At 62.7% G+C, this 18,797-nt stretch carries 23 protein-coding genes and 1 pseudogene; 6 read left to right on the plus strand and 18 right to left on the minus strand.

Features of this window, described 5'->3' with window-relative positions; translation table 11 throughout:
* Positions 1-79: 79 nt before the first annotated feature.
* The gene (mtgA, locus tag ACODTO_RS13085) at positions 80-802 is read right to left on the minus strand and encodes a monofunctional biosynthetic peptidoglycan transglycosylase (protein ID WP_055127828.1); all 723 of its coding nucleotides are present in this window, start codon (positions 800-802) and stop codon (positions 80-82) included.
* 73 nt (positions 803-875) lie between these two features.
* On the opposite strand from mtgA, the gene ACODTO_RS13090 reads away from it, so the two are divergent.
* The 4 genes from ACODTO_RS13090 (at position 876) to trmB (ending at position 3,116) form a co-directional block, all read left to right on the plus strand.
* Complete coding sequence (locus ACODTO_RS13090; RefSeq protein WP_139640896.1) at positions 876-1,247, plus strand: DUF423 domain-containing protein; 372 nt, start codon at positions 876-878, stop codon at positions 1,245-1,247.
* 90 nt (positions 1,248-1,337) lie between these two features.
* Entirely contained in the window at positions 1,338-1,538 is a 201-nt protein-coding gene (thiS, locus tag ACODTO_RS13095) for a sulfur carrier protein ThiS (RefSeq protein ID WP_024778903.1), read from the plus strand.
* A gap of 48 nt (positions 1,539-1,586) precedes the next feature.
* Positions 1,587-2,381: a thiazole synthase gene (locus ACODTO_RS13100; RefSeq protein ID WP_003177480.1), complete on the plus strand. Its 795-nt coding sequence runs from the start codon at positions 1,587-1,589 to the stop codon at positions 2,379-2,381.
* Between the two features lie 9 nt (positions 2,382-2,390).
* The gene (gene trmB, locus ACODTO_RS13105) at positions 2,391-3,116 is read left to right on the plus strand and encodes a tRNA (guanosine(46)-N7)-methyltransferase TrmB (protein ID WP_139640894.1); all 726 of its coding nucleotides are present in this window, start codon (positions 2,391-2,393) and stop codon (positions 3,114-3,116) included.
* Between the two features lie 128 nt (positions 3,117-3,244).
* Here trmB and ACODTO_RS13110 read toward each other — a convergent pair whose 3' ends face one another.
* The 9 genes from ACODTO_RS13110 to ACODTO_RS13150 form a co-directional block, all read right to left on the minus strand.
* Positions 3,245-3,568, minus strand: a complete 324-nt coding sequence (locus tag ACODTO_RS13110) for a DUF3392 domain-containing protein (RefSeq protein ID WP_024778900.1) — start codon at positions 3,566-3,568, stop codon at positions 3,245-3,247.
* Between the two features lie 18 nt (positions 3,569-3,586).
* Positions 3,587-4,786, minus strand: a complete 1,200-nt coding sequence (gene hemW / locus ACODTO_RS13115) for a radical SAM family heme chaperone HemW (RefSeq protein ID WP_489106558.1) — start codon at positions 4,784-4,786, stop codon at positions 3,587-3,589.
* A complete protein-coding gene (gene rdgB, locus ACODTO_RS13120; protein WP_489106559.1) occupies positions 4,783-5,379 on the minus strand; it encodes an RdgB/HAM1 family non-canonical purine NTP pyrophosphatase in 597 nt (198 codons plus the stop codon). Before rdgB ends, hemW begins: the two co-directional genes overlap by 4 nt.
* Complete coding sequence (locus ACODTO_RS13125) at positions 5,376-5,810, minus strand: DUF4426 domain-containing protein (protein ID WP_139640888.1); 435 nt, start codon at positions 5,808-5,810, stop codon at positions 5,376-5,378. The genes rdgB and ACODTO_RS13125 overlap by 4 nt, the downstream gene beginning before the upstream one ends.
* 28 nt (positions 5,811-5,838) lie before the next feature.
* Positions 5,839-6,459 (minus strand): methionine biosynthesis protein MetW, encoded by a 621-nt coding sequence (metW, locus tag ACODTO_RS13130; protein ID WP_175362325.1) that lies wholly within the window; start codon positions 6,457-6,459, stop codon positions 5,839-5,841.
* A 7-nt stretch (positions 6,460-6,466) separates the two neighbouring features.
* Positions 6,467-7,606, minus strand: coding sequence for a homoserine O-succinyltransferase MetX (metX, locus tag ACODTO_RS13135; protein WP_175362326.1), 1,140 nt, complete (start codon positions 7,604-7,606; stop codon positions 6,467-6,469).
* Positions 7,607-7,789: 183 nt separating this feature from the next.
* Positions 7,790-8,380, minus strand: coding sequence for a YggT family protein (locus ACODTO_RS13140; protein WP_041023978.1), 591 nt, complete (start codon positions 8,378-8,380; stop codon positions 7,790-7,792).
* A gap of 10 nt (positions 8,381-8,390) precedes the next feature.
* Complete coding sequence (proC, locus tag ACODTO_RS13145; RefSeq protein ID WP_139640882.1) at positions 8,391-9,209, minus strand: pyrroline-5-carboxylate reductase; 819 nt, start codon at positions 9,207-9,209, stop codon at positions 8,391-8,393.
* A 36-nt stretch (positions 9,210-9,245) separates the two neighbouring features.
* Positions 9,246-9,938, minus strand: coding sequence for a YggS family pyridoxal phosphate-dependent enzyme (locus tag ACODTO_RS13150; protein WP_139640880.1), 693 nt, complete (start codon positions 9,936-9,938; stop codon positions 9,246-9,248).
* 55 nt (positions 9,939-9,993) lie between these two features.
* Here ACODTO_RS13150 and ACODTO_RS13155 point away from each other — a divergent pair, with 55 nt between their 5' ends.
* Complete coding sequence (locus ACODTO_RS13155; RefSeq protein WP_139640879.1) at positions 9,994-11,028, plus strand: type IV pilus twitching motility protein PilT; 1,035 nt, start codon at positions 9,994-9,996, stop codon at positions 11,026-11,028.
* A 120-nt stretch (positions 11,029-11,148) separates the two neighbouring features.
* Here ACODTO_RS13155 and ACODTO_RS13160 read toward each other — a convergent pair whose 3' ends face one another.
* Positions 11,149-11,760, minus strand: coding sequence for a C40 family peptidase (locus ACODTO_RS13160; RefSeq protein ID WP_139640877.1), 612 nt, complete (start codon positions 11,758-11,760; stop codon positions 11,149-11,151).
* A 250-nt stretch (positions 11,761-12,010) separates the two neighbouring features.
* On the opposite strand from ACODTO_RS13160, the pseudogene ACODTO_RS13165 reads away from it, so the two are divergent.
* Positions 12,011-12,440: pseudogene (locus ACODTO_RS13165) on the plus strand (NINE protein).
* Between the two features lie 124 nt (positions 12,441-12,564).
* Here ACODTO_RS13165 and ACODTO_RS13170 read toward each other — a convergent pair.
* The 7 genes from ACODTO_RS13170 to gshB form a co-directional block, all read right to left on the minus strand.
* Positions 12,565-13,836, minus strand: a complete 1,272-nt coding sequence (locus ACODTO_RS13170) for a dihydroorotase (protein WP_489106560.1) — start codon at positions 13,834-13,836, stop codon at positions 12,565-12,567.
* Positions 13,833-14,837, minus strand: a complete 1,005-nt coding sequence (locus ACODTO_RS13175; RefSeq protein WP_003177495.1) for an aspartate carbamoyltransferase catalytic subunit — start codon at positions 14,835-14,837, stop codon at positions 13,833-13,835. The genes ACODTO_RS13170 and ACODTO_RS13175 overlap by 4 nt, the downstream gene beginning before the upstream one ends.
* 24 nt (positions 14,838-14,861) lie before the next feature.
* Positions 14,862-15,368: a bifunctional pyr operon transcriptional regulator/uracil phosphoribosyltransferase PyrR gene (gene pyrR, locus ACODTO_RS13180; protein ID WP_139640871.1), complete on the minus strand. Its 507-nt coding sequence runs from the start codon at positions 15,366-15,368 to the stop codon at positions 14,862-14,864.
* An 82-nt stretch (positions 15,369-15,450) separates the two neighbouring features.
* On the minus strand, positions 15,451-15,888 hold the full coding sequence (ruvX, locus tag ACODTO_RS13185) for a Holliday junction resolvase RuvX (protein ID WP_041023970.1): 438 nt from the start codon (positions 15,886-15,888) through the stop codon (positions 15,451-15,453).
* Complete coding sequence (locus tag ACODTO_RS13190) at positions 15,888-16,457, minus strand: YqgE/AlgH family protein (protein WP_024778884.1); 570 nt, start codon at positions 16,455-16,457, stop codon at positions 15,888-15,890. The genes ruvX and ACODTO_RS13190 overlap by 1 nt, the downstream gene beginning before the upstream one ends.
* A gap of 221 nt (positions 16,458-16,678) precedes the next feature.
* Entirely contained in the window at positions 16,679-17,575 is an 897-nt protein-coding gene (locus tag ACODTO_RS13195; protein ID WP_489106561.1) for an energy transducer TonB, read from the minus strand.
* 76 nt (positions 17,576-17,651) lie between these two features.
* The gene (gene gshB, locus ACODTO_RS13200; RefSeq protein ID WP_139640867.1) at positions 17,652-18,605 is read right to left on the minus strand and encodes a glutathione synthase; all 954 of its coding nucleotides are present in this window, start codon (positions 18,603-18,605) and stop codon (positions 17,652-17,654) included.
* Positions 18,606-18,797 lie beyond the last annotated feature (192 nt).

An 18,797-nucleotide genomic window follows, 5' to 3' on the forward strand; every position in this document is an offset into this window, starting at 1 on the left:
ATACCTGATACATGACTGCTGACTGACACACCGCTATCGCGAGCAGGCTCGCTCCCACAAGGGAACTGTGGTGTGGCGGCTATTGAGCCCAGGGCGCCCGTCGCGAGTCATTGAGTCCCAGCAGGTAACTATCGCCCCCCAGTTGGCTCATCTGCTGGCGTATCCAGCTTGCCCGTCGCAGTACATAGGGGCTTGGCCGGCTGGCGCTCCATTTTCGAGGGTTGGGCAGTACCGCCGCCAGCAGGCTTGCCTGCTGCCGGGACAGGGCATCGGCACCAACGCGGAAATGGTGTCGCGCCGCGGCCTCGGCACCGAATACGCCGTTGTCCCACTCCACGCTATTGAGGTACACCTCAAGAATCCGCTGCTTGGGCCAGAGCACCTCGATCAGCGCGGTGAACCAGGCTTCGAAGCCCTTGCGCAGCCAGCTGCGGCCCGACCACAGGAACAGGTTCTTGGAAACTTGCTGGCTGAGGGTGCTGGCGCCACGAATCGAACCGCCGCGGCCGTTATGGGCGAATGCGGCCTGGATCGCGCCGATGTCGAAGCCCCAATGCTCGGGAAATTTCTGGTCTTCGCCAGCAATCACCGCGACCTTGAGGCTGTCGGAGATCCGGTCCCAGGGCTGCCAGGTGCGTTGCAGGTCGATCGGTTCGCCGTCGACCCAGGATTCAACTTTGCGCTCGATCATCAGCGCTGTGAACGGCGGTGGCACCACGCGCAATAGCAGCACCAGGACAACGCTGCCGACGGCGAACCAGAGCAGGGCTTTGAGGAATCGTCGAAATAATGTACGCAGCATAGAGATGGCTTGGCCGAACCCGTCGAGCGGGCCATTATACAGACCCTGTCCACTGAGTCTGACTGGAGTTCTCATGCTGCGTAGCTTTCTGATGCTGGCTGCCTTTTTCGGCTTCACGGGCGTCGCTCTGGGGGCCTTCGCCGCCCATGGTCTGAAGAACCGCTTGAGCGCCGACTACCTGGCCATTTTTCATACAGGCGTCACCTATCAATTGGTGCACACCCTGGCGTTGCTGGGCGTCGCGCTGCTGGCCACACACATTCCCGGTCGCATCGTCACTTGGGCCGGCATTTCCTTCGTGGTCGGCATCCTGCTGTTCTCCGGTAGCTTGTACTTGTTGACGCTCACGGGTATCAGCAAGCTGGGCATTATCACTCCGTTCGGTGGTGTGGCGTTCCTGATGGGTTGGCTGTGCCTGGGGCTCGCCGCCTGGCGGCTGGGTTGACCGGCCGGTCCATTTCATGACGAATGGCTTGGGTCGCCCAGGCTGATCGGGCTAGAATGCCAGCCCCTAAAAATGATGGCGGCATCCGGCATGCGCATTCAGTTGAACGGCGAACCCTTTGAATTGCCCGACGGTGAAACCGTTGCGGCCCTGCTGACCCGTCTGGATCTCACCGGACGCCGTGTCGCGGTGGAGCTCAATCTGGATATCGTCCCGCGCAGCCAGCATGCCGACACCGCCCTCAACGAGGGTGACCAGGTTGAAGTCGTGCACGCCATCGGCGGCGGCTAGCGGTTTCGCAGCATTTCGCAAGAACCTCATCCCAACAGAGGATTTCCCATGAGCATCGTTCGTAGCGACAAGCCCTTCGTCCTGGCCGGTCGTACCTACCAGTCGCGCTTGCTGGTAGGCACCGGCAAGTACCGCGATATGGAAGAAACCCGCCTGGCCATCGAGGCTTCGGGCGCCGAAATCGTCACCGTCGCGGTGCGTCGGACCAACATCGGCCAGAACCCGGGCGAACCGAACCTGCTGGATATCCTGCCGCCGGATCGCTACACCATCCTGCCCAACACCGCCGGCTGCTTCGACGCCATCGAAGCCGTGCGCACCTGCCGCCTGGCCCGTGAGCTGCTGGACGGCCACAACCTGGTGAAGCTGGAAGTGCTGGCCGACCAGAAGACCCTGTTTCCCAACGTGATCGAAACCCTCAAGGCCGCCGAGACGCTGGTCAAGGAAGGTTTCGACGTCATGGTGTACACCAGCGACGATCCGATCATCGCCCGGCAACTGGCGGAAATCGGCTGCATCGCGGTGATGCCGCTGGCCGGCCTGATCGGTACGGGCCTGGGGATCTGCAACCCTTACAACCTGCAGATCATCCTTGAAGAAGCCAAGATCCCGGTGCTGGTGGATGCCGGCGTCGGTACCGCGTCCGACGCCACCATCGCCATGGAACTGGGTTGCGAAGCGGTGCTGATGAACTCCGCCATCGCCCACGCCCAGCAGCCGATCCTGATGGCCGAAGCCATGAAACACGCCATTGTCGCCGGGCGCCTGGCCTATCTCGCTGGCCGCATGCCGAAAAAACTTTACGCCAGCGCCTCCTCGCCGCTGGATGGTCTGATCAAGTAAGAGCCATTGATGACTGAATCGAACGACACGCCTGTCCAGCCGGACGAAGGCGAAGAGCGCCAACACCGCCGCATCAAGAGTTTTGTGATGCGCGCCGGGCGTATGACTGAAGGCCAGCAGCGCGGCCTGGAGCAGGGCGCGCCGCTGTTCGTCCTGCCCCTGGCCGACGCGCCGGTGGACTTCGACCAGGTGTTTGGCCGCTCGGCCCCGCGCTCGCTGGAAATCGGCTTTGGCATGGGCCATTCGCTGCTGGAAATGGCCGCCGCTGCGCCGGAGCAGGACTTCATCGGCGTGGAAGTGCACCGTCCGGGTGTCGGTGCGTTGCTCAATGGCGTGCTGACCCAAGGGCTGACCAACCTGCGGGTCTACGATTGCGACGCCATCGAAGTGCTCAACCGTTGCGTGGCCGACAACAGCCTGGACCGGCTGATGCTGTTCTTCCCGGACCCATGGCACAAGAGCCGTCACCACAAGCGTCGTATCGTCCAGGCGTCATTCGCCGAGCTGGTACGCAGCAAGTTGAAGGTCGGCGGTGTGCTGCACATGGCCACCGACTGGGAACCCTACGCCGAGTACATGCTGGAAGTGATGAACGTCGCCCCGGGTTATCGCAACCTCGCCGAAGACGGCAAGTGCGTGCCCCGTCCGGCCGAACGGCCGATCACCAAGTTCGAGCGCCGTGGTGAACGGCTTGGGCATGGGGTTTGGGATCTGAAGTTCGAGAAGCAGTCCTAAGCCATACGCAGTTCAATGTGGGAGCGAGCCTGCTCGCGATGGCGGCCTGACAGTCACCTGGATGTTGACTGTGATGGCCTCATCGCGAGCAGGCTCGCTCCCACAGTTGTTTCAGGGCGCTGCGAAGGTCAGCGACGGTCCGCCACCACCCCGATCAATACCAGCACCACCAACAGCACCGGTGCCAGGCTGTAGTTGTTGAACTGGCTCAGCCCCCGCACCACCCACGGCGTGGCGTAGATCAGCGCCGCGCCGCTGCCGATCATGCACAGCAGGGCGATCAGCGGGACGCGCAACGCGCCGGCGATGCTGCCCAGGCGTTGTTCGACCCAGGCCTTGATGTCTGCGCCGAACAGCACCAGCAGGCAGCCGACCAATGCCAGGGAGATTTCCGACAGGTTGCTGCGGCTCCAGCGGGACACGGTGGCGAGCAGGTCGAGTACCAGATCCATTCGATTTCCTTGTGTTGATCAGCTCAGAAATTTCTGCAGCAAGTCATTGAGAAACAGCTGTCCGCGCTCGGTGGCCGCCAGACGTGACGGTTCGACCTGCAACAACCCGCTTTGTTCGGCTTCACGGCGACCTTCGGCCAGGCTTTGCAGGGGCAGGCCGGTGCGTTCCGGGTATAGCCGCGCGTCCACCCCTTCGGTCAGGCGCAGGGCGTTCATCAGGAATTCAAACGGCAGCTCTTCGTTGGCCAGTATCTTCTCGCCGGCCAGGAAACGCTTGTCCGGGTTGAGGTAGTCCTTGGGCAGGCGGGTCTTCCAGGTGCGCACGATGCGCCCGTCTGGATGGCTGAGCTTGCCATGGGCGCCGGCGCCGATGCCGATGAAGTCGCCGAAGCTCCAGTAATTGAGGTTATGCCGTGCCGCCCGACCTGGTTGGGCGTAGGCCGACACTTCGTATTGGGCGTAGCCGTGTTCGGCCAGCAGCGCTTGTCCGGCTTCCTGGATGTCCCACAACGTGTCGTCTTCCGGCAACGTTGGCGGCTGGTTCCAGAACACCGTGTTCGGCTCCAGTGTCAGTTGATACCAGGAGAGATGGGTGGGCTTCAGGGCGATGGCCTGGCGCAGGTCGCTCAAGGCATCGTCGAGGGATTGGTCGGGCAGACCATGCATCAGGTCAAGGTTGAAGTTATCGAAACCGGCCTGGCGGGCCATGCCGGCGGCGCGCACCGCTTCGTCGCCGTTATGGATCCGGCCCAGGGCTTCGAGCTTGGCCTGCTGGAAGCTCTGGATGCCAATGGACAGGCGATTGATGCCCAAGGCCCGGTAAGCCACGAATTTCTCTTGCTCGAAGGTGCCGGGGTTGGCCTCCAGGGTGATTTCAATGTCGTCGGCGAAGGCTATCCGCACTTCGACACCCTTGAGCAGCCGGCCCAGGGCCTGGGCGCTGAACAGGCTGGGAGTGCCGCCGCCGAAGAAGATCGAGCTCAGTTTGCGGCCATAGACCCCGTGCAGATCCTGGTCGAGATCGGCCAGCAAGGCATCGACGTACTCTTCTTCCGGCAGCTGCGGGCTGGCGGTGTGGGAGTTGAAATCGCAATACGGGCATTTGCGTACGCACCACGGGATGTGGACGTACAACGCCAGGGGCGGCAACACTGGAAGCGGTGCCCGTGGCGTGTGTGCGCCGCCATGAATCAGCGGCGCGGGAGAGTCATTGTTCATTGCAGGCTCAGGCGTTGACGCAGCAGGGCCATGGCGCGGGCGCGGTGGCTCAGTTGATTTTTTTCCACCGGGCCCAATTCGGCGCTGGAGCAATTGCGCTCCGGCACCCAGAACAGCGGGTCGTAGCCGAAGCCGTGCTCGCCGCTGGCTTCGGTGAGAATGCGCCCCTGCCACAGCCCTTCGCAGAGGATCGGCAGCGGATCATCGGCATGTCGCACCAGTGCCAGGACGCAAACGAATTGTGCGCCACGCTCGGCTTCAGGCACGTCCTTGAGGGCGTCGAGCAGCTTGGCGTTGTTCGCCGCATCACCCTTGCCGTCGGCGTAGCGGGCCGAGTAGATGCCCGGCGCGCCGCCGAGGAAATCCACCGCCAACCCGGAATCGTCCGCCAGCGCCGGGAGGTCGGAGATGCGCGCGGCGTTGCGGGCCTTGAGGATCGCGTTTTCGACGAACGACAGGCCGGTTTCTTCCGGCTCCACCTGGCTGAACTCACCAATCGAGCGCAGGTGCACCGATCCGCCGAGCATGGCCTGGAGTTCCTTGAGTTTGCCGGCGTTATGGCTGGCGAGTACGAGTTGGCTGAGGTTCATCATTCGGCGGGGAACAGCTCCTGGTTGAAGTTGAGGGTGTTGACCTTGTCGCCCGTCTTGACCTTGATCTCGAAGGTACGGGTTTCCTGCTGCTCTACCGGATACTGGGCGATGTAGTAGATCGCGCCTTGTTCGCTGATCTGGCGGAACGTCAGGGGGACCGTCTTGCTGGTCAGGTCCTTGACCGTGCCGCTGACCTCGGCCATCAACGGCTTGCCATCCTTGATCACCGACACATTGATCACGCCCTGGTTCTTGCTGCGGACCAGCTCGGCGGCCTTGGCGATGTCCGATGTCAGGAAGGTGGAGTTGAAGGTGTTGTAGTGCACGGTGACGTCACCGAACACTTCCTTGCGCTCGGCCTTGATGGCGTCGGCGGCCATGACGCCGGCGCAGAGACAAGCAGTGATGAGAAACAACGCGAGACGTTTCATGTTGCACTCCTGGGAACGGGGTCGGGGTTCACACGGCGACCTGATGATCGGCAAGGCCTGGGCTGCTGACCCGATAGATGCCTATTTCACCTAATAGATTAGGCCATAGCTTGCTGGCCCACCCGTGGCGGTGCTGCTGATCCACCGCCAGGCGGTTGATGACCTTGGCCTGGCGTTCGCGGCACAACGCTTCGAAGTCCTCGAAGGTGCAGAAGTGGATGTTCGGCGTGTTGTACCAGGTGTAGGGCAAGAACTCCGACACCGGCATGCGGCCCTTGCTCGCCAGGTACCAGCGGCAGCGCCAGTGTCCGAAGTTGGGGAAGGTGATGATGCACTGACGTCCGACCCGGAGCATTTCGTCGAGGATCCTGTCCGGGTAGTGCACCGCTTGCAGGGCCTGGGTCATGACCACGATGTCGAAGCTGTTGCTGGCGAAGTTGCCCAGGCCCTTGTCCAGGTCCTGTTCGATGACGTTGATGCCCTTGGCGATGCACTCGGCGATGTTGTCCGGGTCGTTTTCCAGGCCGTAGCCGGTGACTTGCTTGTTGTCCCGCAGCCAGGTCAGCAGTTCGCCGTTGCCGCAGCCCAGGTCAAGCACGCGGCTGCCGGCGGGGATCCATTCCTGGATGATGTCCAGATCGGCTCTCATGGCGTCCTCACAGCGTAATACGGTTCATGTAGTTGCCGAACGCCTGCAGGTAGCGCGGGATCGGAATCAGAAAGGCGTCGTGGCCCTGGGGCGCGTCGATTTCCAGGTAGCAGACGTCCTTGCGCGCAGCCATCAGTGCGTCCACCAGTTCCCGGGAACGGGCCGGGGAGAAGCGCCAGTCGGTGGTGAACGACATCACGCAGAACCTGGCGGTGGCGCCAGCGAAGGTTTTCGCCAGGTTATCGTCGAAGTTCGCCGCCGGATCGAAGTAGTCCAGTGCCTTGGTCATCAACAGGTAGGTGTTGGCGTCGAAGCGCCCGGAGAATTCCTCACCTTGATAACGCAGGTAGCTTTCCACCTGGAACTCGACGCTGTGGAAGTCGTAATTGAGCTTTTCGCTCTTGAGACCACGGCCGAATTTCTCGCCCATGGAATCGTCGGACAGGTAGGTGATGTGCCCGACCATCCGCGCCAGCATCAACCCGCGCTTGGGGATCACGCCGTGCTCCTGGAACGAACCGCCGTGGAATTCCGGGTCGGTGAGGATCGCCTGGCGCGCCACTTCGTTGAAGGCGATGTTCTGTGCCGACAGCTTGGGGGCCGAGGCGATTGCCAGGCAATGGCGCACGCGATCAGGGTAGGTGATGGTCCATTGCAGGGCCTGCATCCCGCCCAGGCTGCCGCCGATCACCGCCGCCCATTGACCGATGCCGAGGCGGTCGGCCAGGCGGGCCTGGCTGTGGACCCAGTCTTCCACGGTCAACACCGGAAAGTCGGCGCCGAATGGTTTGCCGGTGTCCGGGTTGAGGCTGCTGGGGCCGGTGGAGCCGTTGCAGCCGCCCAGGTTGTTCAGGCTGACGACGAAGAACCGGTTGGTGTCGATCGGTTTGCCGGGGCCAATGCAACTGTCCCACCAGCCGGGCTTGCGATCGTCGACGCTGTGATAGCCGGCGGCATGGTGATGCCCCGACAAGGCGTGGCAGATCAGCACGGCATTGCTCGCCGTGGCGTTGAGCGTGCCGTAGGTTTCGTAGATCAGGTCATAGGCTGGCAACGAACGGCCGCAGGCCAGGGCCAGGGGCTCGCTGAAATGCGCCATTTGCGGCGTCACCAGACCAACGGAATCGGGGGGAAAGGCAGCTGGCATCGACCCTGCTCTCGTTGAAATGAGGCGTAAGTCTAAAGACCGCTGGGGTTAGCGGCAAGCAAAGGTCTGGCTTGAAGGCTTCCTGCCAGACCGAAGCGTGGCTATCGCGGGCAAGCCATGGTCCCACAGGGGAATGCATTCCAATGTGGGAGCATGGCTTGCCCGCGACGAACGATGATGCAGTCAGATCAGGACGCGCAGGATATCCGGCATCATGGTCATCGCCGCGAGGTTGTTGATCACCAGCATGTCGAGCAGCTTGAGCACCATGAAGGCCAGGATCGGCGAAATATCCAGGCCGCCGAGGTTCGGCACGATGCGACGGAACGGGGCCAGGGCTGGTTCGCAGATCTGGTTCACCAGCTCGGCGCCCGGGTTGTGGCTGCCCGGGGCGACCCAGGACAGGATCACGCTGATGATCAGGGCGAAGAAGAAGATCTTCAGGAACAGCGCGGTGACGCCGATGATCGACCAGATAAGCAGTTGCAGCGGGTTGCCGGTGGTGCCGTAGGTCAGCAGCAGGGTCAGGGCCATCAGTGCCATTTGCACGAGGATCGCCAATACCAGCGACGACATGTCCAGGCCGAACAGGCTCGGGATGATCCGCCGTAGGGGCTTGAGCAGTGGCTGAGTGGCCTTGACGACGAACTGGCACAGCGGGTTGTAGAAGTTGGCGCGGACCAGTTGCAGCACGAAGCGCATCAGCACGATCAGCAGGTACAGGCTGCCAAGGGTTTGCAGCACGTAGACCGCTGCGGTGTTCAATCCAATCATGAATGGCTCCTTATTGGCCCAGTTGTTCGGCCATTTCGGCCGAGCGGTGCGCGGCGGCGCCGAGTGCTTTTTCCACCAGGGCTTCGAATCCCCCGGCCTGGAACGCTTTGATGGCGGCTTCGGTGGTGCCGGCCGGCGAGGTCACGCGCCGGCGCAGTTCGGCGGCATCGACGTCGCTGGAAGTCGCCATGTGGGCTGCGCCGAGAGCCGTCTGCAAGGTCAGCTGCGCGGCAATCTCGCGGGGCAGGCCAAGTTTTTCGCCGGCAGCGGTCATGGCTTCGATCAGCAGGAAGAAGTACGCCGGGCCTGAACCGGAAACGGCGGTGACCGCGTCCAGTTGCTGCTCGGTCTCCAGCCACAGCGCCAGGCCGACGGCCGACAGCAGCTCTTCAGCTTGCTGGCGCTGTTCAGCACTGACCTGTGGGGTGGCGAACAGGCCGCTGACGCCCTGACGCAACAGCGCCGGGGTGTTGGGCATGCAGCGCACGATGGGCTGGTCGCCGAGCCATTTGTTCATGCTTGCGCAGGTGATGCCGGCGGCAATCGACACCACCAGTTGATGGGGCTTGAGGCTTGGGCGAAGGGCTTCGCACACGGTTTTCATCGCTTGCGGCTTGACCGCCAGCACGATGACGTCCGCGCCATCGATGGCTTGTGCGTTGTCGGCAAAGGTCTCGATGCCGTGTTCGCTGCTCACCCGGGTGCGGGTCTCGGTACCCGGATCGCTGGCGCGGATCTGCGCAGCGTCCAGGCCCTTGGCCCGCAGGCCACCGATCAGGCTGGCGGCCATGTTGCCGGCGCCGATAAAGGCAATACGCGTGTTGCTCATGACAGGTCCTTGATTGAGGAGTTGAGTCGGCATGGCTTACGGTTGGTTGGCGCTGTAGTCGCGAGCACCAAACAAGGCGGTACCGATCCTGACCCAGGTGGCGCCCTGGGTAATGGCGGATTCGAGATCGTGACTCATGCCCATGGACAGCGTGTCCAGCGGCAGGGCCAGGCTGGCTTGCAAACGTTGGACGGCGGCGAAGGCTGCGTCCTGGGCGGCGCGCTCTTCGGTTGGCTCGGGGATCGCCATCAGTCCGCGGAGCGTCAGGCGTGGCAATGCGCCGATGGCATCGGCCAGGGCCGGCAGATCCTCCGGGGTACAACCGGATTTGCTGGCTTCCCCGCTGACGTTGACTTGAATGCAGATGTTCAGCGGTGGTAACCCGTCCGGACGCTGCTCGGACAGGCGTTGGGCAATTTTCAAGCGGTCCACGGAATGCACCCAGTCGAAATGTTCGGCGATAGCACGGGTCTTGTTCGATTGAATGGGGCCGATGAAGTGCCAGATCAAGGGCAGGTCAGCCAGTTCGGCCTGCTTGCCCAGCGCTTCCTGCAGGTAGTTCTCACCGAAGTCCCGCAGGCCGGCGGCATAGGCTTCACGCAGGGCCTGGGCGGGCTTGGTCTTGCTCACAGCCAGCAATTGGACGCTGTCTGCGGCGCGGTGGGCGGCTTGCTCCGCAGCGCGGATGCGCGATCTAACCTGAGCGATGTTGTCTGCTATCGTGGACATAAAGAAGCGCCAGCGGTCTGAGGTTCGCGGCATTCTACTGGAATTGAGGAGCGCTATGGATATCACTGAACTGCTGGCGTTCAGCGCCAAACAGGGGGCTTCGGACCTGCATCTGTCCGCCGGGCTGCCGCCGATGATCCGGGTTGATGGCGATGTGCGGCGGATCAACCTGCCGGCACTGGACCACAAACAGGTTCATGAGCTGATCTACGACATCATGAACGACCGGCAACGGGTAGATTACGAAAAGTTTCTGGAAACCGATTTTTCCTTCGATGTACCCGGGGTCGCCCGGTTTCGGGTCAACGCGTTCAATCAGAATCGCGGCGCGGGGGCGGTGTTCCGGACCATTCCGTCGAAAGTCCTGACCATGGAAGAGCTGGGCATGGGCGAGGTGTTTCGCAAAGTGACCGAGGCCCCTCGCGGGCTGGTGCTGGTGACCGGGCCAACCGGCTCAGGCAAATCCACCACCCTGGCGGCGATGATCGACTACCTCAACACCCATAAGCATCACCACATCCTCACCATCGAGGACCCCATCGAATTTGTTCACGAACCACGCAAGTGCCTGATCAACCAGCGCGAAGTGCACCGCGACACCCAAGGTTTTTCCACGGCCCTGCGTTCGGCCCTGCGGGAAGACCCGGACGTGATCCTGGTAGGGGAGATGCGTGACCTGGAAACCATCCGCCTGGCACTGACCGCCGCCGAAACCGGGCACTTGGTATTCGGCACCCTGCACACCACGTCGGCGGCCAAGACCATCGACCGGGTGGTGGACGTGTTCCCAGGAGACGAGAAGTCCATGGTGCGCTCGATGTTGTCCGAATCATTGCAGGCGGTGATTTCCCAGACGCTGATCAAGAAGATCGGCGGCGGCCGGGTCGCCGCTCATGAGATCATGCTGGGCACATCGGCGATTCGTAACCTGATCCGCGAGGACAAGGTGGCGCAGATGTACTCGGCGATCCAGACCGGCGGTTCGCTGGGGATGCAGACGCTGGATATGTGTCTGAAGGACCTGGTGACCAAAGGCTTGATCAGCCGTGAGCACGCGCGGGAGCGGGCGCGTACGCCGGATAATTTCTGAGGGGTTTTCCGATCGTTCCCACGCTCTGCGTGGGAACGCAGCCGGGGACGCTCCGCGTCCCTGAGAGCCGAACGCAGAGCGTCCGCTGAGGCATCCCCACGCAGAGCGTGGGAACGATCATCAGCGCTGCACGACCCGCATCCCGCCCGGCTCTTTCGGCAACACCCGCTTGGCAACCACGTAGTGGGTGTCCCAGTACGGTTTGTTCAGGGTGTCGATGGTCACCGACTTGCCGCGACGTGGTGCGTGAATGAAGCGGTCGTTGCCCAGGTAGATGGCCACGTGGTTGACCCGGCGGCTCTTGAGCTTGAAGAAGATCAGGTCGCCGGGCTTGAGGTCCTTGCGCTCGACTTTCTCACCGTGACCGGCCGCCATGGCATTCGAGGTGCGTGGCAGGTCGAAAGTGGCGTCGTTGAACGCATATTTCACCAGGCCACTGCAATCGAAGCCTTTACTTGGGCTGCTGCCGCCCCAACGATAAGGTGTGCCGAGTACATTCACGGCACGGCTCAATACGTTGCTGCTCGCTTTGGTCGCCATGGGCGGAACCAGCTTGCTGTTGCCCGTGTTCGTATACTGGACGCTGGGCTTGTTCTTGCTCGAAGGCGCAGAAACATGGGATTTCGGGGTGTAGCCGTTGACGTTGGGAAGACGTTGCTCACGATTGGTGGCGTGGGCGGCCAGTGGCAATAATAGGCAAATGGTTAGCCATGTCTTGAAAAATGGACGCATTAGGCAGGGCTCTTATAGGTTGGCGCGCAACTTTATAACAGCTTTTTGGCGGATTCCGAGGCCGTTTGTCGATCCGAAATCCTGCGCGTAACCCCTGAGAATGCGCCATTTTGCCCCGATTGTCCGGCACAGGCCCCGGAATACGGGGGCTCCGCTGCGCCCAAGGCGCCAAGGACCGCTTGTCGGCAAGACACACAAAAGTCACAAATAAACTGAACAAATTTATCTATCGAGGCAAAAGAGGCCATTCATGAACAGCTATCAGCTGGACGCTAGCCATGACACCCACAGCAAAATCATCGGGTATCTGCTCTGGATTTTCGGTTTCACCGGGGCCCATCGTTTCTACTATGGCAAGCCGGTCACCGGCACGATCTGGTTCTTCACCTTCGGCCTGCTGGGCATAGGCTGGCTGATCGACCTGTTCCTGATTCCTGCCATGGACCGCGAAGCGGACCTGCGTTTCACCCCAGGACCCATCGAATACACCGTGGCGTGGATCCTGTTGACGTTTCTCGGGGTGTTCGGCGTGCACCGGATGTATCAAAGGCAAATGGCTCAGCGGGATCATCTACCTGCTGACTGGCGGGGTGTTCTTCCTGGGGGTGCTGTATGACTTCTGGACGCTGAACGACCAGGTTTCGATTCGCAATGCGCAGAAGCGTGGGGCTTTTCAGTAAAACCGGGTTGCTCCCATCGCGAGCAGGCTCGCTCCCACAAGGGATCTTCAGCGCACACAAATTGTGTGAATGCCCTGAAACCCAATGTGGGAGCGAGCCTGCTCGCGATAGGCGCGACGCGGTGTCAGGCCTGATGAGTGACCCGCCCATCCATCAGGGTATAACGCACCACTCCCGGCAAGCTGTGGCCCAGGAACGGGCAGTTGTCGCCCTTGGAGCGCCAGTTTTCCCCGACCACGGTGGAGGCGGCCGGGTCAAACAGCACCAGGTCCGCTGCCGCACCCACCGCCAGTTTTCCGGCTGGTAGTTGCAGTGCCTGGGCCGGGCCGGCGCTAAGGCGCGCCAGCAAGGTCGGCAGGTCGAGCAGGCCGTCTTCCACCAGTGTCATCGCCAGCGGCAACAGCAGTTCGACGCTGCTGATGCCCGGTTCGGTGGCGCCGAAGGGTGCCAGCTTGGCATCGCGCTCATGGGGTTGGTGATGGCTGGAGATGGCCGAGATCACTCCGGATTTCACTGCCTCGCGCAGGCCATCCCGGTCAGCGCGGGTGCGCAGCGGTGGCTGGACGTGATAGACGCTGTTGAAGTCGATCAGGGCTTCGTCGGTCAGGATCAGTTGGTACAGCGCCACATCGGCGGTCACCGGCAAGCCGCGGGCCTGGGCCTGGGCGATCAGCGCCGCGCCACGGGCGCTGGTCAGTTGGCTGAAGTGCGCGCGCGCACCGCTTTGTTCCACCAGCAACAGGTCGCGGGCCAGGGCCACGGTCTCGGCGGTCTCAGGTATGCCCGGCAGGCCGAGGAAGCTGGCGGTCGGGCCTTCGTGGGCCAGGCCACCTTCGGCCAGGTCGTGATCCTGGGAGTTGAAGATCACCGTCAGGCCGAAGGTGGCTGCGTATTCCAGGGCGCGGCACAGGGTACGGGTGTTGCGGAAACTGTTCAGGCCGTTGCCGAACGCCACGCAGCCGGCATCGCGTAACGCAATCAGCTCCGCCAGTTGTTCGCCATCGAGGCCTTTGCTCAATGCACCAATCGGAAAGACCTTGGTATTGCCGGCTTCGCGAGCGCGGTCGAGGATCAGTTCGGCCACGGCCGAGGTGTCCAGAACCGGTTTGGTCTGTGGCGGGCAGCACAGGCTGGTCACGCCACCGGCGGCGGCAGCCCGGGTCTCGCTGACGATGCTGCCTTTGCGACTGTAGCCAGGCTCGCGCAGGGCGACGTTCAGGTCGACCAGGCCGGGGGCGGCCACCAGGCCTTGGGCGTCGAGGGTCTCGACCGCCACGAAACCGGCCGGGGCGGCGCCCAGGGCGACGATTTTGCAGGCATCGATATGGATGTCAGTCACTTGATCCAGGCCGCTGGCCGGATCGATCACGCGTGCGCCGAGAATGCTGAGCTTCACTGGGCGTTCTCCTGGTCGAATTGGCGCTGGGCCGTTTGCCCGCTCATGGCCATGGACAGCACGGCCATGCGGATGGCGATGCCGTAGGTCACCTGGTTGAGAATCACCGAATGGGGGCCATCGGCCACCGCCGACTCGATCTCCACGCCGCGGTTGATCGGCCCCGGGTGCATGACGATGGCATCCGGCTTGGCTCCGGCCAGGCGAGCGGTGGTGAGGCCGAACAGGCGGTAGAACTCACCTTCGCTGGGCAGCAGGCCACCGGTCATGCGTTCACGCTGCAGGCGCAGCATGATCACCACGTCGACGTCCTTGAGGCCTTCGGTCATGTCGGTGTAGACCTTCACGCCGTACTGCTCGACGCCGATGGGCAGCAGGGTTTTCGGCGCGATCACGCGGATGTCCGGACAACCGAGGGTCTTAAGGGCGAGCATGTTCGAGCGAGCCACCCGCGAGTGCAGGATGTCGCCGACAATGGCCACCGAGAGGTTCTCGAAGCTGCCCTTGTGCCGGCGAATGGTCAGCATGTCCAGCATGCCTTGGGTCGGGTGGGCGTGACGGCCGTCGCCGCCGTTGATGATCGCCACCTGCGGGCAGACGTGTTCGGCAATGAAGTGTGCCGCGCCGGAGTCTCCGTGACGCACGACGAACATGTCCGCCGCCATGGCTTCGAGATTGCGCAGGGTATCGAGCAGGGTTTCGCCCTTGCTCGCCGAGGACGTCGACACGTTGAGGGTGATGACGTCCGCCGACAGCCGCTGGGCCGCCAGTTCGAAGGTGGTGCGGGTGCGGGTGGAGTTTTCGAAGAACACGTTGCACACGGTCTTGCCGCGCAGCAACGGGACTTTCTTCACCGCCCGGGCACCGACTTCGAGGAACGAGTCGGCGGTGTCGAGGATTTCCGTCAGCAGCTCGCGGCGCAGGCCGTCGAGGGACAGGAAGTGCCGCAGCTGGCCCTGATCGTTGAGCTGCAGCGGGCGCTTGGTTTCGAGAGGCGTCATCGCGATGGACTCTTACAAGGGCTGTTAAAGGGCAAGGTCTTGCAGTTCGAGTTGCAGCGGTGCGGGGCCGGAGAGCTTGACCCGCTGGTGTGCGGCCAGTGTCAACGTCGCGCCGACCACGTTCGGGCGGATCGGCAACTCGGCGGCGTCCAGGTCCAGCAGGCACACCAGGGTCACACTGGCCGGGCGGCCGTAGTCGAACAACTCGTTCATGGCGGCGCGAATGGTCCGGCCGCTCATCAGCACGTCATCGATCAGGACCAGGTGCTGGCCCTCGATCTCGAACGGCAGCGCCGAAGGACGTACCTGTGGGTGCAGGCCGTTCTGGCTGAAGTCGTCGCGGTAGAAGGACACGTCCAGGGTGCCCAGCGGCGATTGGCTGCCAAGCTCCTCGAGCAAGGCCTGGGCAACCCAGACGCCGCCGGTGCGAATGCCGATGTAGCGCGGTTCGCGGATGCCGCGTTGTTCCAGGTGTGCCGTGAGACGGATCGCCATCTGGCTGATCAGGTCGGCAGGATTGGGCAGGCTCATGCTGGCTCCTTCAGGTTCCCGGGCCGGCGGTGAAAGGCCCGGTCTATCGCTAAAAGAAAGCGCCTTGGCGGCGCTTTCAAAATCAGGTGTCGAACAGGGCGCTATTGGCATCGAGCCAGCCCTGCAGCAGCAGGGCGGCGGCGATGGCGTCCACCGGGTTGTCGCGGTAACTGCCTTTCTGCCCGCCACGCTCGAGGCGTTCGCCCTTGGCTTCGAACGTGGTCAGGCGCTCGTCATGGGTGTAGAAGGGCAGGTTGTAGCGGCCATTGAGCCGACGGGCGAATTTTTCGGCGCGCACGCACATGTCGCTGGGCGTACCGTCCATGTTCAGCGGCAGGCCGACCACCACGGCGTCGGGTTTCCATTCCTTGATCAGCGCTTCGACCTGGTTCCAGTCCGGAACGCCATTCTGCGCCTTGAGGGTGCACAGCTCGCGGGCCTGGCCGGTAACGACCTGGCCGACTGCGACGCCGATCTGTTTGGTGCCGTAATCGAAACCCAGCAGCAGGCGCAGGGCCATCAGGCGTGTCCTGCCTGGCTGGTGAGCAGACTGAGGTTGATCCCCAGGCGGTTGGCCGCCGCTTCCAGGCGCAGTTCACTGCTGGTGTTGAACAGGATGTCGGCGTCGAACGGGCAGGTCAGCCAGGCATTGTCGGCCAGTTCGGCCTCCAGTTGCCCGGCTTCCCAACCGGCATAGCCGAGGGCGATCAGGCTTTTTTCCGGACCGACACCGTCGGCGATGGCAAATAACACGTCCTGGGAAGTCGACAGCGACACGCCATTGAGGTCCACGGTGGCCTGGTAGCTCGGCCCCGATGGATGGAGCACGAAACCGCGGTCGGTCTGCACCGGCCCGCCGATGAAAATCGGCACGTGCTGGCACAGGATGGGCGGCTCTACCTCAGGGCGCAGCTGCTCGAGAATGTCCGCCAGGTTCAGCTCCTGCGGGCGATTGATCACCAGCCCCATGGCGCCATTGGCCGTGTGCTCGACGATGTAGGTCAAGGTATGGGCGAAGTTCGGATCGGCCATATGCGGCATGGCGATCAGGAAATGATGCTTGAGGTAGGTGGGGCTGACGTTTTTCATAGGCGATAGTGTGGCGGCGCAGGGGCGAACTGACAAGCTGGGGATGTGCAGGAAATACCTCGATCTGGTTGGCGACACCGATCAAATGTGGGAGCGGGTTGTGTGGGAGCAAAGCTTGCTCGCGATCCAGGCGCTGCGGTCCTCAAGAGACCGCGGCGTTTTCATCGCGGGCAAGCCTTGCTCCCACACAACCCGCTCCCACAAGGGGCTTGGGCAGTGGGTCAGTTACTGGAAAGCCGGTCACCCCGGGAGAATTTCCAGGTGCGGATGATCTCCAGTCGGTCGATGTCCGACAAATCTCCGGTAAACGGCGCGAACGGCGCCGCCAGGCGCACGATGCGCTGGGCCGCCTGGTCCAGCAGCGGCTGGCCAGAGGACTCCAGCACCAGCACTTCATACAAGGAACCGTCGCGGTTGATCGAGACCATGAGCCGCAGGTTGCCGTAGATCTGCTTGCGCCGCGCTTCGTCGGGGTAATTGAGGTTGCCGATGCGCTCGACCTTCTTGCGCCACTCGTCCTTGTACCAGGCGCCCTTGTCACGCATGGTCGAGGCGGCGCTCAGGCGGTGGATACGCGGGCGTTTGGCATAGAGCTGCTGTTCCTGGGCCAGTTCGGCTTCCAGGCTGGCGATGTCGCTGGACAGCTGAGAGCTGTCGAAGGTCGGTGCCGGGGCCTTGGGCTTGGGATCGGGCTTGACCTCTTCCTTGACCGGCGCCTTTTTCGGCTTCGGCGCCACGGTGGTCACGGCAGCCTTGGGGGCCGCTTCCTGGACCTCGGGCTTGGCGGCCGGGGGAGGGCTGGCCTTCTGAACCTGGTTATCCTGGAACGGCGCGATCTCGGTGGTCTTGGGAACCGCCTTTTTTTCCAGGGTGCCGCTGCCTTGCTGGTTTTCCTGGGCGAGGAAATCTGCCTGCTTCGGCTTGGTTTCGCTCTTGAAGGTGGCCAGGGTGATTTCGAGGGTCTGGGTGATCTGCTTGGGCTCGACCGTGGCAAACCCGACGCCCAGCAGCAGCGCCAGGTGGATCAGCGCCGCCAGGAACAGGGTAAAGCCGAGGCGATCAGCCGGACGCACGCCACGGTGGGCGAGCTCTAGGGGCAGATCGGACGGGAGGGTCATGACAAGGAAACCAACATCGCGTTTTTTTCAGGCCGGGCATGATAACGCAATGTGGGTTCCCTTCATCAGATCTGGATCAACGAGCCTTGAGCTTCTGATCGATGGCATCCATCAGCATCCCGCCGATGTCGGTGCCGAAGGCATTATCGATCTCGCGGATGCAGGTCGGGCTGGTGACGTTGATTTCCGTCAGGTGCTCGCCGATCACGTCCAGGCCCACGAACAGCAGGCCTTTTTCCCGCAGGGTCGGGCCGACCTGGGCCGCGATCCAGCGGTCCTTCTCGGTCAACGGGCGGGCTTCGCCACGGCCGCCGGCGGCCAGGTTGCCGCGGGTTTCGCCCGCTGCCGGAATGCGCGCCAGGCAGTAGTCCACCGGCTCGCCATCAATCATCAGGATGCGCTTGTCGCCATCGACGATGGCCGGCAGGTAGCCCTGGATCATGATCTGCTGCTTGCCGTGCAGGGTCAGGGTTTCCAGGATCACGGAGAGGTTCGGGTGGCCGGCGGTGTGGCGGAAGATCGAAGAACCGCCCATGCCGTCCAGGGGCTTGAGGATCACGTCGCCGTGATGATCGGCGAACTCGCGCAGTACATCCGGACGGCGGCTGACGATGGTCGGTGGCGTGCATTGCGGGAACAGGGTGGCGAACAGCTTCTCGTTGCAGTCGCGCAGGCTCTGGGGCTTGTTGACCACCAGCACGCCGGCGGTTTCGGCTTGTTCCAGCAGGTAAGTGGAATACACGAATTCCATGTCGAACGGCGGATCCTTGCGCATCAGGATCACGTCCAGGTCGCTCAGCAGCGCATCGTTTTCGTCGCCCAGTTCAAACCATTTTTCCGGGTTGGCGAAGACTTTCAACGGTTTCATGCGCGCCCGGGCCTGGCCTTCGGCCTGGTAGAGATCGCGCTGTTCCATGTAGAACAATTCCCAGCCGCGCTTTTGAGCGGCCAGCAGCATGGCCAGCGAGCTATCCTTTTTGTAGGAAATGCTGGCGATAGGGTCCATGACAATGCCGACGCGTACGCTCATGGCTTGGTTCCTCGAAATCTGATGGGGCACAAAGGGCGTGAAAAAGTGGCGTCAGAGTGGCGCCCGCCGGATTCGCGGTCAAGGAAAAACCACCGTACCGTCCGGCCGATAGCCCGGCGCTGGAGACTGTGCTAAAAAGGCTGCCATGTGGCGCGCGGGCCTTGAACATCAAGGGCTTGCGCCGTCGGTCGC

It is taken from the genome of Pseudomonas sp. FG13 (genome assembly GCF_057809755.1).

Bases quoted from the DNA above. Each gene is read 5' to 3' on its own strand.
- proC (WP_139640882.1), bottom strand. From the start codon at position 9,209: ATGAGCAACACGCGTATTGCCTTTATCGGCGCCGGCAACATGGCCGCC.
- metX (WP_175362326.1), bottom strand. From the start codon at position 7,606: ATGCCAGCTGCCTTTCCCCCCGATTCCGTTGGTCTGGTGACGCCGCAA.
- pyrR (WP_139640871.1), bottom strand. From the start codon at position 15,368: ATGAGCCTGCCCAATCCTGCCGACCTGATCAGCCAGATGGCGATCCGT.
- ruvX (WP_041023970.1), bottom strand. From the start codon at position 15,888: ATGGCCCTGCGCCTGCTGCTGGGTTTCGATTACGGCACCAAACAGATC.
- ACODTO_RS13140 (WP_041023978.1), bottom strand. From the start codon at position 8,380: ATGATTGGATTGAACACCGCAGCGGTCTACGTGCTGCAAACCCTTGGC.
- ACODTO_RS13150 (WP_139640880.1), bottom strand. From the start codon at position 9,938: ATGTCCACGATAGCAGACAACATCGCTCAGGTTAGATCGCGCATCCGC.
- ACODTO_RS13195 (WP_489106561.1), bottom strand. From the start codon at position 17,575: ATGACCCTCCCGTCCGATCTGCCCCTAGAGCTCGCCCACCGTGGCGTG.
- ACODTO_RS13125 (WP_139640888.1), bottom strand. From the start codon at position 5,810: ATGAAACGTCTCGCGTTGTTTCTCATCACTGCTTGTCTCTGCGCCGGC.
- ACODTO_RS13110 (WP_024778900.1), bottom strand. From the start codon at position 3,568: ATGGATCTGGTACTCGACCTGCTCGCCACCGTGTCCCGCTGGAGCCGC.
- trmB (WP_139640894.1), top strand. From the start codon at position 2,391: ATGACTGAATCGAACGACACGCCTGTCCAGCCGGACGAAGGCGAAGAG.
- metW (WP_175362325.1), bottom strand. From the start codon at position 6,459: ATGAGAGCCGATCTGGACATCATCCAGGAATGGATCCCCGCCGGCAGC.
- ACODTO_RS13175 (WP_003177495.1), bottom strand. From the start codon at position 14,837: ATGACGCCTCTCGAAACCAAGCGCCCGCTGCAGCTCAACGATCAGGGC.
- ACODTO_RS13190 (WP_024778884.1), bottom strand. From the start codon at position 16,457: ATGAAAAACGTCAGCCCCACCTACCTCAAGCATCATTTCCTGATCGCC.
- hemW (WP_489106558.1), bottom strand. From the start codon at position 4,786: ATGAACAATGACTCTCCCGCGCCGCTGATTCATGGCGGCGCACACACG.
- rdgB (WP_489106559.1), bottom strand. From the start codon at position 5,379: ATGATGAACCTCAGCCAACTCGTACTCGCCAGCCATAACGCCGGCAAA.
- ACODTO_RS13155 (WP_139640879.1), top strand. From the start codon at position 9,994: ATGGATATCACTGAACTGCTGGCGTTCAGCGCCAAACAGGGGGCTTCG.
- ACODTO_RS13100 (WP_003177480.1), top strand. From the start codon at position 1,587: ATGAGCATCGTTCGTAGCGACAAGCCCTTCGTCCTGGCCGGTCGTACC.
- ACODTO_RS13090 (WP_139640896.1), top strand. From the start codon at position 876: ATGCTGCGTAGCTTTCTGATGCTGGCTGCCTTTTTCGGCTTCACGGGC.
- thiS (WP_024778903.1), top strand. From the start codon at position 1,338: ATGCGCATTCAGTTGAACGGCGAACCCTTTGAATTGCCCGACGGTGAA.
- gshB (WP_139640867.1), bottom strand. From the start codon at position 18,605: ATGAGCGTACGCGTCGGCATTGTCATGGACCCTATCGCCAGCATTTCC.
- ACODTO_RS13160 (WP_139640877.1), bottom strand. From the start codon at position 11,760: ATGCGTCCATTTTTCAAGACATGGCTAACCATTTGCCTATTATTGCCA.
- mtgA (WP_055127828.1), bottom strand. From the start codon at position 802: ATGCTGCGTACATTATTTCGACGATTCCTCAAAGCCCTGCTCTGGTTC.